The organism is Aliivibrio sp. S10_S31 (genome assembly GCF_014694495.1).
Taxonomy (GTDB): Bacteria; Pseudomonadota; Gammaproteobacteria; order Enterobacterales; family Vibrionaceae; genus Aliivibrio; species Aliivibrio fischeri.
The window spans coordinates 1-14420 of the sequence record NZ_JAAUWR010000009.1 but is presented as its reverse complement, the minus strand read 5'-3'; the positions used below and the strand labels follow the sequence as shown (position 1 = coordinate 14420).

Below are 14420 nucleotides of genomic sequence, written 5' to 3'. Positions count from 1 at the left end.
TTTAACAATAAACACACTTAAGGTAATTAAAAAACATATAGTTGCATATTTTCATTTCGTAATTTATATTCAGAAAAAATCATTCTCTATTCAGAGTTGATAAATTATAACTATAAAAACATGAACAAATTAAAAATATTAATTTTTTCCTTTTAATTTATATAAGGACATAGCCATGTATGATATTAATACTCACTATAAGTTCATTGCTGCCAGATTTTTATTAGAGTTAAACACCGCTTATCTTTCCAAATTATTTGGCGTTCCATTATCAAAAATAAACCGAATAGAAACCAATACTTGCAAGATACCCGCGATTTACTCATTTGCACTTAATAATCTGATTTCAAAGGAAGAAAAATCAAATGAAATTTACAAGTCATTAGAAAATGATGATCTAGAAGGTTTTTGCAGAAAAATAGATCGGTCATCAAAAATAAGTAGATTAAGTTGTTCTAAATGCCACTCTAGAAATCTTCATGTAATGAAGATAAAAGAAGGTGTTTATTTTATTGAATGTATGAAATGCAAAAAAACAATGTACTCCAGCAAAGACTCTGCAATTAGATATTATGCTTGGCAAAACAATGGTATTTATTTATCACATTTTCTATATAATAAAAAATAATCTATTTATAATTTTAAATAATCATAAAACTGATAAGAAGATTAATATCATCTAAGTTATGTATGTATATACACCTTTTCACTATTAATTAAACACTCAATAATAGTAACTTAGTTTTAATTAATGCCAATTTATAATTAAAACACAATAAAATGACTGTACACATGTTAGCATTGTTAAATACAATTCATAACTTAACACACAAATAAACCACAACATTAACAATTACAGTAAAGATATAAAAAAAGGCACTCAAAGAAGTGCCTTTCAATTAACCTATTTTTATTTAAAAATGGTCAAAATAAATGTGTTGTGCTTGCCACTCTACTTTTTCAACATTATCATACAAAAGATGTTTGGCTACGGTAAAGGCAAACTCAAAGCTCACTCCAAGACCTTTGCCACTAATGAATCGTCCATCAACAACCACTTTCTTATCTTGGAAACAACCATCCGTAAATTTCTTTTCCAGTCCACCACCGGTTGTGTAGTTTCGTCCATTAAGAAGATGATTAGCGGCTAATACCTTAGCTCCAGATGAACATAACGCACATATGTATTTATCTTTCTCTATATGATGTTTTAGAAAATCGATCACCATCAAATTTGCAGATAAGTTATCTGTTCCTTTAGGTCCTCCGGGCATCATAACCGCATCATAAAGAACATCTTTTTTGTCTTTTAGCGTATAATCTGCAGACATTCGTGTTTCAAAATAGGTTTCTAACGCCGTCGTTTCCATGCAAGATAACACATCAACCTTAATATCTAAGCGACGCATTATGTCGATAAAAACCACCGCTTCTCCCTCTTCAAAACCATCTGCAAGCAATACCGCAACGTGCTTTGTCATTTGATTATTTACCATCGTCATTACCCATCACTAAAGAACAAGTTTCACGTACATTTTTAGCAATAATGTCCCAGTCATGATTTCGAATCGCTTCAGTCGGAGCAATCCATGTACCACCACAAGCAATAACTTGAGGAATGGCTAAGTAACTAAGTAGGTTATTTGGATTCACTCCACCCGTAGGCATGAGTTGAATATTCCCATAAGGCCCCGTTAATGACTTCAACATATTCAAACCACCTGAAGCTTCTGCAGGGAAGAACTTTAATGCAGATAACCCCATCTCTAATGCTTGTTCTACTAAGCTCGGATTATTAACCCCCGGAATGATTTTAATATCATTATCTAAACAATATTGAACGGTATTTGGATTAAAGCCTGGACTAACCACAAAATCAGCACCGGCTTCTGTTGCCAGCTGCGCTTGTTCTTTAGTTAATACGGTTCCTGCACATAACACAATATCTGGATACGCTTGACGAATACGACGAATTGACTCTTCTGCCGCTTCAGTTCTAAAGGTAATTTCAGCCGCAGGTAATCCATTTTCAACTAACACTTTGGCTAACGGCACTGCATCTTCTGCGTTCTCAATTTGAATCACAGGCATTACACGAAGTGCTCTTAACGTTTCTATCCATAAATTATTTTTCATTAATCTGTCCCATATCGGTAATTAGTGTTTGTAAGTAGTCCATCGGAATAATGGCACCTTTGTGCTGAATGACTTGAGAAGCAAGGCGATTACCCCAAGCGCAACTTTCTGCCATAGACGCACCTTGACTGTACGCCGCAATATATGCCGCATTAAATGAATCCCCTGCCGCTGTTGTATCAACAAGCTTATCGACTGATTCCCCATCAACATAGCCAGATTTGCCCTCAAGAGTTGACCACATAGCACCTTTAGCGCCGAGCTTCACGACCACATGCCCCACCCCTAGTGCATGCAGTCGATCCGCGACTTCTTTTTCTGGCATATTCGGTTTATCAAGGAGTAATTCTTCATCATCTCCTGTCACTAAAGCGATATCACTTAATCGGTATAAGTTATCTAACCAAAACTTTGCATCCAGATTATTTTTCCATAATCTTGGACGATAATTAGAATCCGTAATAATCGTTGCACCATGTTTTTTTAATGTCGCTAATACGTCGAATAAAATTTCACGGTCATGAGTCGGTAAAATAGCCAATGAAATACCAGATAAATAGATAATGTCTGCATCCATAATTTTGGCGATATTAGGTACAAATAAAAGATGCTGACACATATACTTTGCAGCTGAATTGTCTCGCCAATAATGAAAACTACGTTCACCTTCATCATCAATATTTATGCTATATAGACCCGGTAGGCGTTCTTGATCTCGTAATACAAGTGAACAATTTATGTTTTCTTTTTCCCACGCTTTTAGCATCAAGGAACTGTACTGATCTTGACCTAACGCAGTTAAATAATAAGGGGAAACATGTGGAAGTAAGCGAGAGAGGTAAACCGCAGTATTAAGCGTATCACCACCAAAAGATTGAGTTTGTGTAGAGAACGCATTCCCACTGAGTTCAATCATGCATTCGCCAATAATGGCAATTTTCGTCTTTTTCATACAATAACCTAAAAAAAAGCCGCATTGATTCAATTAGAGGGTTTGATTAAATCAATGCGGCAAAACCATATAAGGCTAAAATGGAACAAAACTCGTATTACAGCTTCCCTTCACTGCCACACACTCGAATTTTATCTTGAACGACTTTTTTCATCGCTTCTTTACCCGGGATAATGTAATGACGAGGATCATTCGCCCCCGGATTTTCGATAAAGTAAGATTTCACCGCATCTGAAAAAGCAATTTTTAGCTCTGTTGCCACATTTACTTTGGTAATACCTAATTCAATACAACGACGTACATCTTCATCGGGCACGTCTGATGCACCATGTAATACTAAAGGTACGTCAGTTTTACCGCGAATAATGCCTAGTCGGTCAAAATCTAAACATGGTTTTTCTTTATACAATCCATGTGCAGTACCGATGGCAATAGCGAGAGAATCAATACCCGTCGCTTTAATAAATTCAACCGCTGCGTCTGGGTCTGTATACATTGCATCTTTTTCATCAACAATTAAATCGTCTTCCTGTCCACCTAAACGACCTAATTCAGCTTCTACTGAACAGTCCCAACGATGACAAAATTGAACCACTTTACGAACGAGATCGATGTTCTTATCAAAGCTTAAATGAGAACCATCAATCATTGCTGATTTAATCCCTGCTTCTACTTTTTTCTGAATATCAGAATACGATTCATGGTGATCTAAATGCAGTGCAATAGGCATGTGATAACGCTTTGCGGCTTCTTTACAAATACCGATTAGGTAATCAGTTCCGGCATAAGAAAATGTTCCGGGAGTACCAGCAAGAATAACTGGTGTTTGCATTTCTGCAGCAGTTTCAACAACGACCTGAGCCGTTTCTAAATTATGGATATTAAATGCAGGAACGGCATAACCACCCAACTGCGCTTTGTGGAGCATTTCACGGGATGATACAAGAAACATAATAACCTCAAGTCAAATTCTTCGTTTACTTTCGCTATTATATTATTCGAAAGAAAACATAAATAAGATGAGCAAGATCACAGAACAAAAAATCAACGAAAGCAAATGAAAGCATTTTAATAAGATCAAACCCCATATCATGCCCAAAATTAACTTTCGAAACCTTTCATTATTTGTTTTATTAATCATTATGCATAAAAAAGCCCAAACAGCTGTCATGCTATTTGGGCTTAAATAAAACGAGAAATTATTTACATTACTGCGCGTCTTTAGCGTTAGCTTCAAGAAATGCCATTACTTCTTCTCGCTCTAATGGATTTAATCCGGCACGAGGGAACATACTTTTGGTAATACCATGCCATTGCGATTTAGTGTACTGCTTTGGATCTTTTGCAGAATGACACATAGTACAACGTTGATAAAACAGAGCTTCACCAACACTCTGTTTGGTTTCACTCGAACTTGTATTTACTTTACCAAGAGTGGTATTCACTTTATCGACACGAATATCACTGTCTACTGTCACCGTCCTTGGAGGCTCGAAAGCCAAGTTAGATGACTCTGGATCACGACAACGTTGAATGTAAGCTAAACAGGTATTGGCACTGTTTGCCTGACTTAAATCACTGCATGCTTGGCTTGATGTTAATACATTGATAGAACCACTATTACAGCGCCCTTGACTATCAAACTGCAGCCAAGCTCCCTCTTCTAAACTAATGACTCCGGGCATGATCTGATCAGATACTTTTGCACCCGCAATAACACGTCCTCGTTCATTATATATTTCCACTAACTGCCCTGAACGAATACCGTGTTTTTGTGCATCCATGTCATTAATCAGTACATACTGACGTCCTTGAACACTTTCATATTTACGAACCTCTGTATTTGCCAGTTGCGAGTGTAATCGCATATAAGGGTGAGGGCTCACAACATGAACTTGGTTTGGTTTTGCGTTCCCTAAATATTCAAACGGTTCTAAAAATGTTGGCATTGGTGGACAATTTTGCACATCAAAGTTTGCAATATCTTGGCAGTAAAGCTCTATTTTTCCTGATGTGGTATGCAAAGGATGCTTATCTGGATCTTGATAAAAATCACCATGTCTTACCCACTGATTTGCCTCTTGAGGTACTGGCAATAAAGCGACCCCATTTTTCCAAAACTCATCAAATGATAAGGTTGCTGATGAGGCGTGATAAGCACGTTTCAAAATATCATCAAATGCTACACCATCTGTAAATTTCTCTTCAACATTGAATATCTCGGCTAATTTACGAAAGATTTCGAAATCATCAAGACTTTCACCGTAAGGCTTAATGACCTGACGCATAGCATAGATTTTATCGTTACTGTACGTACCACCAGAAGAAAGATCATTACGCTCTAACGTACTGGTTGCAGGCAATACAATATCGGCATATCGAGAAGAAGCACACCACCATGGATCTTGGCAGACAAACGTTTCAACCTTTTCATTAATTGCATTAATGAGTTCATTCGTATCTTGCTGATGAGAAAGGAGATTATTACCTGCGTTATACACCATTTTGACATTCGGATACGTGTATTCAATGCCATCTCTAGTAAAGGTTTTTCCAGGATTCATCAGCATTTCAGAAATACGAGATGCAGGACAAATAGCACTCACTGGATTTTTACCTTGAGATAAGCCAATAGGAAGTGTTTTCCCTGATTGTGGCATACCACCATTACCATAATGCCAACTAAAACCAACCCCTTCTCCCGGCTTACCAATTTTGCCTAACATGGCTGCAAAATTAATGATCGCCCAATGGATCATCTCACCATGATCGGCTCTTTGTAATGACCACCCCGCTGCAAATTGGGTTTTACTGGTTGCAAAGCGAATCGCCATTTTTTGAATATCTTCAGCAGGAATTCCCGTGATCTTTGCTGCCCATTCTGGTGATTTTACGATGCCATCATTTTTTCCCATTAAATGGTCGATGTATTTATCAGCCCCTACGGTATAACGATCCAAGTAAGCGGTATCATGAAGATCGTTAACATAAACATGCTGTGCCATGGCTAAAAATAAAGCGGTATCTGTATTTGGAACAATTTTCACCCACTCTGCATCCAATTCATCATCGGTACGGGTCTGTTGTGGGTTAATTGAAATAAACTGAATACCATTTTCAGCAAACTGCTTCCAATGAGAATACATTTGATGATCCGCAACGCGAAATTCAATGCGGTTGTTTTTCCAAGGATCACAGCCTATCAATACAAAGATTTCTGTGTTCTCTTGAATTACAGGCCATGCGGTTTGTGGCGAGTATACTTCCATATCACCAATAACATGAGGAAGAATAACTTGCGAGGCACCACCAGAATAGTCACCCGTCGTCGTACTCTGTCCACCAATTAGGTTGAAAAAACGCCCTTGTAATACTTGAGGACGCATTAAACCAGCATGCGACCATCCACCATAAGAGCTACTGAAAATAGCTTCATTACCATGTTCTGTTGCAGTAGTTTGAATTGCATCAGCAACCAAAGATAAAGCGGTATCCCAGCTAACTCGCACAAACGGTTCTTTACCGCGCAAGTGCGGTTTCGTATCCCCTTTTGGATCGGCTAAATAGGAAGCCCTTACCATCGGGTATTTAACGCGAGTTTTATCATAAACTCGACCGATTAAACCTTCTGTCAGCATTTCGGTAGGCATGGCATCGAGCTCTTTACGAGGTTGAATTCCAACAAGAACACCCGCTTTTACAATCGCGTTAAATGGTCCCCAATGGCTAGCATGAGGAATGACTTCTACATCCTCATCATCAAAAAATTTAGAAGCGGGATAAACCATTAAACCACCACCCGCAACAATAGCGGTTGCAATGGAGGTTTTTAAAAAAGTACGTCGAGAAAGAGTCATAATGCATTCCGTATTTTTAGTCTATTTATCACTTATCAATAGTGGATAAATTCATAACAGAAGCATTCTAAACCTATAAAGATTCATTTTATATGCACATTTTAAATAAATAAGAGCATACGTAACTTAAAACAGAACCATTCTTACACGTTATCTACAACTTCTCCTATTTTGAAAGATTTTAGCTTCTCTTTTCATGAAACATTGAATTTTAAAAGAATGATTCCATTTTTGATGAGTAACAAGTTACCCCTTTTCTTAATAAATTATTCTTTGGTCTGTTGGCTCGCCCGGTTATTTTCTCTATTGTTTGCTCCCATCGAGATGGTGCAAGTAAGCGTCGACTAAGCGGAGATTGATCTTGAGTATATTCATTTTTAAATATAGCTATCACTTCTTGAGTTTCATATACACCGAGTACTTTCATATTAATAGCAGAAATATCTAACTCAAAATTGCCTTGCTCAATTGCTAATGGGGCTTCTTCAGCTTGCCAAAGGTTAATTTTTTCTCCGCAAAACAGAGCAATATTCAATGCTCTTAATGACCATAAACTACTAGCAGGACCGCTGTAGTTATCAACTAAACGAACATCTTCATCAAACAACCCTTGTGTGGGTAATCCTGTTTTTAACGCACCGTTACTAATAAAATATTTCAAGTTACAATGAAAAGCTCTTTTCGCTTCACCAATCGTTATCTTCTCGCTTTGTAGATCCACAGCCGCTAATAATGGAGCAGCAGCAGCTAAGCGATAACAGGCACTACGTCCAAAAAAAGGGAATCCTTCTTTACCAAAGAAATAACGATAGTTACCGACAAAATCAGATAATGCGTTGTTTATAAAAGTAGAATCGAAGTCAGCATCTATTTGAATAAACCAGTACAAGCTGTAATGAAAAGCCCATGCATTATAGTAATCGTAATTTCCTTTTGCTCCATCACGAAACCACCCATCACCAACATAAAACTCTTTTACTCTTTCGTATTTTTCATATTGAACTTCATCTTCACCGGTTAACGCTTTCAATACGAGTTGCACGGTAAGTACAAATAAGTGCCAATTATTATCTACGGTTTCACACTGATTAACCTGTTTAAACCAAGTTACGATTTGACACTTTTCATCGATTGAAAAACAATCCCAAACCCACTCTTTGCTCATCCATAGTGCCAGTGCTAAATCTGCACTTTCACATACTCTTTGATCGCAATGGTGCAGCCTTCCCCAGTAACCTTTATGCTGCGGGTTGGTTCCGGCTAAAAAGGCTTTACGTAAAACCTCTGGTACTAATATGGGTTGTTGGTTCAATCCGGTAATAATCGTAGTAGATTTCCCGTTAGCGTGTAGCCATGCAGCTAATGTTGGCAACGTTCGACTCGTTCCTTCCATTGCATCAGTTCTGGCTGTTTGCTGACTTGGTTTTCCCGGATAATAAGCATGGCTATGATCCCATACTGAATAATGAACAAAAGCTTCTGCGATATAGCTAACAATGGATTCACAGTGATATTTTAAATTGACTCTTTCATCCATAAATACGTTTTTTATATACTCATCATGTTGAGTATAGAATGATTTTTTATTTGCAAATCTGATGATGTTTTCTTTCAGCGATTTTAAATAGGTCAACGCATTTGGGTGCTCATAAGCAATCGTAGGGCGCTTCGTTTCTCTTATTTTCTTGGGCTGATACCGCAACGTTTGTGGTTCAATTTCTACCTTCATTATTTATTGTCCTTTCAAAACGAAAAAAGCCACAAAACACGGTGGTCATGTGGCTTAGAAAAAACGTTAACTTAGTCTTTTGCTGATTCAGTTAAGATTTGATAACGATCTTGGCCCCAAGCAACTGGTTTTGGTTTATCTTTAATCCAGTTATAGAAAGCATTTTTCATCTCTTTCACTTTTTCAGGGTATTTTTTAGCTAAATCAATCGACTCTGAAGGATCTTCTTTATCATTAAATAGCTTCACCTTGTTTGAACCATCATCATAGAAATACAACGCCCAATCTTGATCGCGAATCGCCCATGAGCCTTTAGACAGTTTTTCTAAATTTGGATTATTCGGAATTGTATTGGTTTCATAGGTGATCCACTTCCAGTAGCCGTACCAGAACGCATCATTTTCTTCACTATAATGTTTCGCGCCAGGGCCTGCCCAATATAAGTATTGGTGAGGTGATGTTTCCGTCTTCCCTTCTAAAACAGGCATAATGTTTTTACCGTCAACCTGCATATCTTCAGGAATATCAATGCCTGCCGCAGCTAGAGCCGTTGGTAAAATATCCAATGCTGAGATCAGTGAATCGCTTTCACCACCAGCTGGAATGTGTTTTGGCCAATAAGCGACAAATGGAACTCTGACACCACCGTTATACATTTGCCCTTTAAAGCCTTTATCCATTCCATTCATTGGCATTGGCGACTCATGAACGGCTCCGTTATCAGACAAGAAGAAGATGATAGTGTTATCTAACTCTCCTTTCTTCTCTAAATTATCCATGATAATGCCAAGGCTTTCATCTGCTGCATTAATTGCCGCAAAATACTTGTCCGCCTCAACATTACCAGTATTAAATCTATCCATGTATTTTGCAGGAGATGCTTCTTCTAATGGAATATGAGGGACACTGAATGCAAGGTTAACAAAGAAAGGTTTGTCACCACTTTCATCAATAAACTTCAGTGCTTGATCGGTTAAATTATGCGTTAAATAACCTGGTGCAGAGATGTTTTTACCATTTTGCCAAATAGCTGGTGAATCCCATAAAGCAGCACCCGATGCGTAAAAACTGTATGAATAATCGAAACCACGCTCTTCTGGGCCATAACCTTTTGGCGTTACCGTAATTTGGTTGTCATGATAATCGCGTGTACGCTTATCTTCATCAACCAAGTTTTTGCCTTTAATCTTGGCATTATGCCATTTACCGATTGTCGCTGTTCGATAACCATTTTCTTGGAAAAGTGCTGGCAATAATTTGATATCTAAAGGGATACCCAATTTTGCATCATCATTACTGTATGTACCAAAACTGGTTGGATGACGACCAGTAAAAATCCCTGCACGAGATGGGCCACAAACAGGGTGTGCCACAAATGCGTTAGTCATTTTAACGCCATTTGCGGCCAGTTTTTCAACATTTGGCATCGCTCGCTGAGCAGCGTCGATCATTTTATCTAAATCACCCTGATAACGAACAGGGACAGAACGCTTAGCTAATTCAGACTTATCCAAACTGTCTAGGGCAAAATTAAGTTGGCCCGTGCCTAAATCATCCATAACGACAAGTAATACGTTAGGTTGATCAGGATTGTGATTTGCAGCATAAGAAAGCGAAGGTGCAGCTACACAGACAGCAGCAACTAGGCTTGCAATTACTGTCTTCTTCGATGAGGACAGGTTCATTGTTTACTCCTTGTTATTATTTTCAATTTATCGTGTTGCGTTAAATACGTAGGGTATTTTTAATCAGAGGTACGGCATCAATCGCGGTTCCTCCTTGTTGAATGGCTTGAGACATTAAATGCATGGCAGGTGCGGTTTGCGTAAAAATTTGCTGATAGGATTTACAAAGATAATTGTGCTTATGCTTTTCTCCATCAAGAGAAACGAGGCGATGTTTAGGGCAACCACCATGACATAAACGATACACATCACACGCTTCACATTGGCCAGTTAACTTAAGAGATTTCGCGGAACCAAAACGCTTCTGCTGTTTACTTGTAGCCATTTGAGCTAATGCCGTTTGTTCAATATTTCCTAATTTATTTGCTGGATAAACATAATGATCACAAGAATAAACATCACCATTTGCTTCTATTACCATGGCTTGCCCACACTCTTTTGATTGCACACAAGTAGAAGCTGGGTATCCCATCCAATTGCCTAAGATACTATCGAAAATACGAACAAAAACCTGACCGACATCTTCTTTAACCCACTGATTAAACACAGCCATCATAAACTGCCCATAACCATCAGCAGGCACACTAAAATGGGTTAATTCTGCATCTTGTAAGGGAGAATAATGTCCATTTGTTGATTGCTGACAATTCGCATTAACTTCAACAATTGGAATAAATTGCATATGAGTTGAACCTAACTCTTTTAATGCTTGATACGTTTCTTTACCACGTTGCCAATTTTGATCGTTAATCACCGTTAATGTATTAAACTCAACCTTGTACTCTTTTAATAATTCAAGTGCTCGCTTCACTCTTTCAAACGTTGGTTTACCATTAACTGAAATACGATATTTATCATGAACCTCAGCAATGCCATCAATAGAAACACCAAGCAGAAAATTGTGTTGAGAAAAGAACTCTGCCCATTGACGATTAATGGCTACGGCATTGGTTTGAAAGCTATTGGTGATAATTTTACCTTCAGCATACTGTTGCTGATATTTCACTGCATTTCGATAAAAATCTAAGCCAGCTAGTGTTGGTTCACCACCCTGCCAAGAGAAATCAACCTCTTGCCCTTGATGTGAACGAATATAATCACGTACATAGCGCTTTAACATTCCATTAGACATATTTTCACTTGGCTCAGATGCCGTCTTATTCACCACACCATCTTTTTCTAAGTAGAAACAGTAATCGCATTTTAAGTTGCAGTGAAAACTGGTTGGTTTTGCCATCATATGAAAAGCAGCATGTTGTGCATTAGAAGCCATAACGATCCCTATCGAAAGTATTTGAAAGCAAGAGCAACAATACACGAAAGTAAATTAAGATTTAAAGATCGACATCACAAACAAACGAAAGAAAACAAAAATAAATAATTTGCGATATTGATCGATAAATAACCAATTCATTTTCGTTAACCTACGAACGTAAAATATCGAAAGTGATTTTGAATCTTACAAATTCATTAATATTTAAAGGGAATCAATTATGTATATGATCAAAAAACATCGTTTGAATACGATTGCTCTCTCTATGTTATTTCTATTTACTGGGAACGCTTACGCTGCAAAAAATACCCAAACACCACAATATTTACTGAGTGATTTTGAGCAAGTAAGAGAAAACTGGGCTGAAAATTATTTAGGTGATCCTGCTACCACGTTTGATCAAACGCTAAAAAATATGGTGACCAGCACCAATAATTCGGCGCAAAAACATTGGGATAACATGGCACCACAACCAAGCGCTTCTGGAATTTGGGATGATTTACCATTAATAGATAAAGATAAAACGCTCGGTCCTAATATACGCAGCTCCTATCAACGTTTATTTACCATGGCAAAAGCTTATCGTTTACGTGATGGTAACTTAGAAAATAATCAATTAATGCTAAACGACATCATGACTGCCATGAACTACATAAATCAAAATTTCTACTTTGTTAATCAATTAGAATATGGCAATTGGTGGCAGTGGGAGTTGGCAATACCAAAAGATATTCATAACATTTTAGTGCTACTTTTTGATGATATTAAAGACAATTACCAAACCATTATAACCAATCACCTTAATGCTACTCGCTATTTCACACCAGACCCAACTCACTTAGGAGTCAGTCCTGGGGCTGCTGAATCAACAAATCCTAACTATCGAGAATCCACTGGCGGCAATCGAACCGATAATGCTCAAGTTGTACTTATTCGTGGCATGCTTGAAAACAATAGTGAAGAAATCAGCCAAGCCATTGCTGCTCTTCCTGCGGTTATTGAATATGTGAGCGAAGGGGATGGCTATTACACTGATGGGTCATTCTTACAACACTCTGATATTGCCTATAACGGTACATATGGCAATGTATTACTTGGTGGTTTAGGCATTCAAATGAACGCAGTCGCAGGCTCACCGTGGAGTATGGATAACCAAACCATTAGCGCTGTTTACAATATCATTAATCAATCGTATGAACCTTTGCTGTATAAAGGAGCAATGATGGATATGGTTAATGGTCGCTCTATTTCTCGAAGCGCTGAACAAAATCATGATGTTGGATTAAATATTGTCAACTCTATGTTGTTCTATACCAATGGACCAGATAGCGATAAAAATAAACAACTGTCATCACTGATCAAAACCCAAATAATCGATGATACTTATCAAAACTTCTTTGATAAAATTTACTATGTATCCACGTATCAGGCTGCTCAGCATATTGTTAATGATCCAACGGTTTCGCTTAAAGATCCTCTGATTGGTAACTTTAGCTACCCTTCAATGGACCGTGTTGTGCACCGTCGAAATGATTGGGCTTTCGCTTTAGCGATGCACTCATATCGTATTGGTAACTACGAATGCATGAATGGTGAAAACCTTAAAGGCTGGTTTACTGGCGATGGCATGACCTATTTATATAACGATCAGCTTGATCATTACACAGGATATTGGCCAACCGTGAATGCATCTCGTATGCCGGGGACAACCGTAGATAGCCAAATCATGCCTGATTGTAGTGGTGAACGTGTAGGTGGAAATGTAAATACCAATATGCAATGGGTTGGTAGTACTTCATTAAACAACTATGGAATTGCTGGTATGCAATTTTATAATTGGAGTGACACACTAAGTGCCTATAAATCTTGGTTTATGTTTGATAATGAAGTTGTCATGCTTGGTTCTAACATTAAAGACCAAAGCAATGGAAATAACATAACTACGATTGAAAACAGAAAGCGTTTAGCAGATACGAAATTATTTATTGATGGTACAGAGCAAGCAACATTACCATATCAAGGAGTACCAACTACATTTAGCATTCGTAATAAAACACTCGCTAACAGTGATTTAAGCTATGTTATGTTAACGCCTAAAACCATATCAATAAGCCAAAATGATGTAGATGGTAATTGGAGTGATATTGGCAATAGCAAAGGCGATGTTTCAGACTCGTACTTACAAGCGACATTAACTCAAGTAGATCAAGCAGATTATCAATATGCCCTACTTCCTAATCAAAACAATGATACTGTACAAAACTACGCTCAACATCCTGATGTCACTGTTCTACGCCAAGATGAACAAGCACACGCGGTACAAGAAAACACCTTAAATATCATTACCGCAAATAATTGGAAAAATAGTCCCGTTAATATCACAGACAATATTACACTGAACTCAATGATGGGCTTTATGATTAAAGAAGAAAGTTCAAATACGTTCACTGTTGCAGTTAGTGAACCAATTCAGACTATCGATAGCGTAAACTTTACCTTTGATAAACAAGGTATTGTAATTAAAGAAGATATTGAAAATCGTGTGGTATTAAATGGCACAACGCTTACCATTAATACCTCTGGTTTACAGGGACAGTCTTATTCTTTCCAAGTTACGACTCAAGATTAAGGTTTATACAATAAAAAAGCCGGCCACATGATTAATGCCGCTCGCTTAACAGCTAGCGGCTCTTTTTTTATAAGGGTAGCGCGGTGCTTTATAAAGCACTTGTCGCGGAAATGGTTTTCGCTTTCTTTTTTTTGGCAGGATTAGACGCTTCCCGCTTTC

At 37.8% G+C, this 14420-nt stretch carries 10 protein-coding genes; 2 read left to right on the top strand and 8 right to left on the bottom strand.

Going from position 1 to position 14420, the window contains the following annotated elements:
- Positions 1 to 175: 175 nt before the first annotated feature.
- Entirely contained in the window at positions 176 to 628 is a 453-nt protein-coding gene (locus tag HC728_RS09430; protein ID WP_065596980.1) for a hypothetical protein, read from the top strand.
- A gap of 286 nt (positions 629 to 914) precedes the next feature.
- Here HC728_RS09430 and HC728_RS09425 read toward each other — a convergent pair whose 3' ends face one another.
- The 8 genes from HC728_RS09425 to HC728_RS09390 all read right to left on the bottom strand — a co-directional run bounded on the left by HC728_RS09425 (position 915) and on the right by HC728_RS09390 (position 11632).
- Complete coding sequence (locus tag HC728_RS09425) at positions 915 to 1496, bottom strand: DJ-1/PfpI family protein (RefSeq protein WP_065596981.1); 582 nt, start codon at positions 1494 to 1496, stop codon at positions 915 to 917.
- Positions 1486 to 2136 (bottom strand): bifunctional 4-hydroxy-2-oxoglutarate aldolase/2-dehydro-3-deoxy-phosphogluconate aldolase, encoded by a 651-nt coding sequence (locus HC728_RS09420; RefSeq protein ID WP_065596982.1) that lies wholly within the window; start codon positions 2134 to 2136, stop codon positions 1486 to 1488. The genes HC728_RS09425 and HC728_RS09420 overlap by 11 nt, the downstream gene beginning before the upstream one ends.
- Positions 2126 to 3088, bottom strand: a complete 963-nt coding sequence (locus tag HC728_RS09415; RefSeq protein WP_017019570.1) for a sugar kinase — start codon at positions 3086 to 3088, stop codon at positions 2126 to 2128. The genes HC728_RS09420 and HC728_RS09415 overlap by 11 nt, the downstream gene beginning before the upstream one ends.
- A gap of 97 nt (positions 3089 to 3185) precedes the next feature.
- Positions 3186 to 4040 (bottom strand): tagatose bisphosphate family class II aldolase, encoded by an 855-nt coding sequence (locus HC728_RS09410; RefSeq protein WP_005423588.1) that lies wholly within the window; start codon positions 4038 to 4040, stop codon positions 3186 to 3188.
- A 256-nt stretch (positions 4041 to 4296) separates the two neighbouring features.
- On the bottom strand, positions 4297 to 6945 hold the full coding sequence (locus HC728_RS09405; protein ID WP_065641673.1) for a molybdopterin-dependent oxidoreductase: 2649 nt from the start codon (positions 6943 to 6945) through the stop codon (positions 4297 to 4299).
- Positions 6946 to 7156: 211 nt separating this feature from the next.
- Positions 7157 to 8674: a DUF2264 domain-containing protein gene (locus HC728_RS09400; protein ID WP_065596983.1), complete on the bottom strand. Its 1518-nt coding sequence runs from the start codon at positions 8672 to 8674 to the stop codon at positions 7157 to 7159.
- A gap of 71 nt (positions 8675 to 8745) precedes the next feature.
- Positions 8746 to 10359 carry a sulfatase gene (locus HC728_RS09395; protein ID WP_065596984.1) on the bottom strand — a complete coding sequence of 538 codons (1614 nt, stop codon included), beginning with the start codon at positions 10357 to 10359 and terminating at the stop codon, positions 8746 to 8748.
- Positions 10360 to 10399: 40 nt separating this feature from the next.
- Positions 10400 to 11632 carry an anaerobic sulfatase maturase gene (locus tag HC728_RS09390; protein ID WP_065596985.1) on the bottom strand — a complete coding sequence of 411 codons (1233 nt, stop codon included), beginning with the start codon at positions 11630 to 11632 and terminating at the stop codon, positions 10400 to 10402.
- Positions 11633 to 11852: 220 nt separating this feature from the next.
- On the opposite strand from HC728_RS09390, the gene HC728_RS09385 reads away from it, so the two are divergent.
- The gene (locus HC728_RS09385; RefSeq protein ID WP_190395345.1) at positions 11853 to 14261 is read left to right on the top strand and encodes a polysaccharide lyase 8 family protein; all 2409 of its coding nucleotides are present in this window, start codon (positions 11853 to 11855) and stop codon (positions 14259 to 14261) included.
- Positions 14262 to 14420: the final 159 nt, after the last annotated feature.

Excerpts from the sequence above, each read along its gene's own strand:
- HC728_RS09395 (WP_065596984.1), bottom strand. The coding sequence starts at position 10,359 with ATGAACCTGTCCTCATCGAAGAAGACAGTAATTGCAAGCCTAGTTGCT.
- HC728_RS09420 (WP_065596982.1), bottom strand. The coding sequence starts at position 2,136 with ATGAAAAATAATTTATGGATAGAAACGTTAAGAGCACTTCGTGTAATG.
- HC728_RS09385 (WP_190395345.1), top strand. The coding sequence starts at position 11,853 with ATGTATATGATCAAAAAACATCGTTTGAATACGATTGCTCTCTCTATG.
- HC728_RS09415 (WP_017019570.1), bottom strand. The coding sequence starts at position 3,088 with ATGAAAAAGACGAAAATTGCCATTATTGGCGAATGCATGATTGAACTC.
- HC728_RS09405 (WP_065641673.1), bottom strand. The coding sequence starts at position 6,945 with ATGACTCTTTCTCGACGTACTTTTTTAAAAACCTCCATTGCAACCGCT.
- HC728_RS09425 (WP_065596981.1), bottom strand. The coding sequence starts at position 1,496 with ATGGTAAATAATCAAATGACAAAGCACGTTGCGGTATTGCTTGCAGAT.
- HC728_RS09390 (WP_065596985.1), bottom strand. The coding sequence starts at position 11,632 with ATGGCTTCTAATGCACAACATGCTGCTTTTCATATGATGGCAAAACCA.
- HC728_RS09430 (WP_065596980.1), top strand. The coding sequence starts at position 176 with ATGTATGATATTAATACTCACTATAAGTTCATTGCTGCCAGATTTTTA.
- HC728_RS09410 (WP_005423588.1), bottom strand. The coding sequence starts at position 4,040 with ATGTTTCTTGTATCATCCCGTGAAATGCTCCACAAAGCGCAGTTGGGT.
- HC728_RS09400 (WP_065596983.1), bottom strand. The coding sequence starts at position 8,674 with ATGAAGGTAGAAATTGAACCACAAACGTTGCGGTATCAGCCCAAGAAA.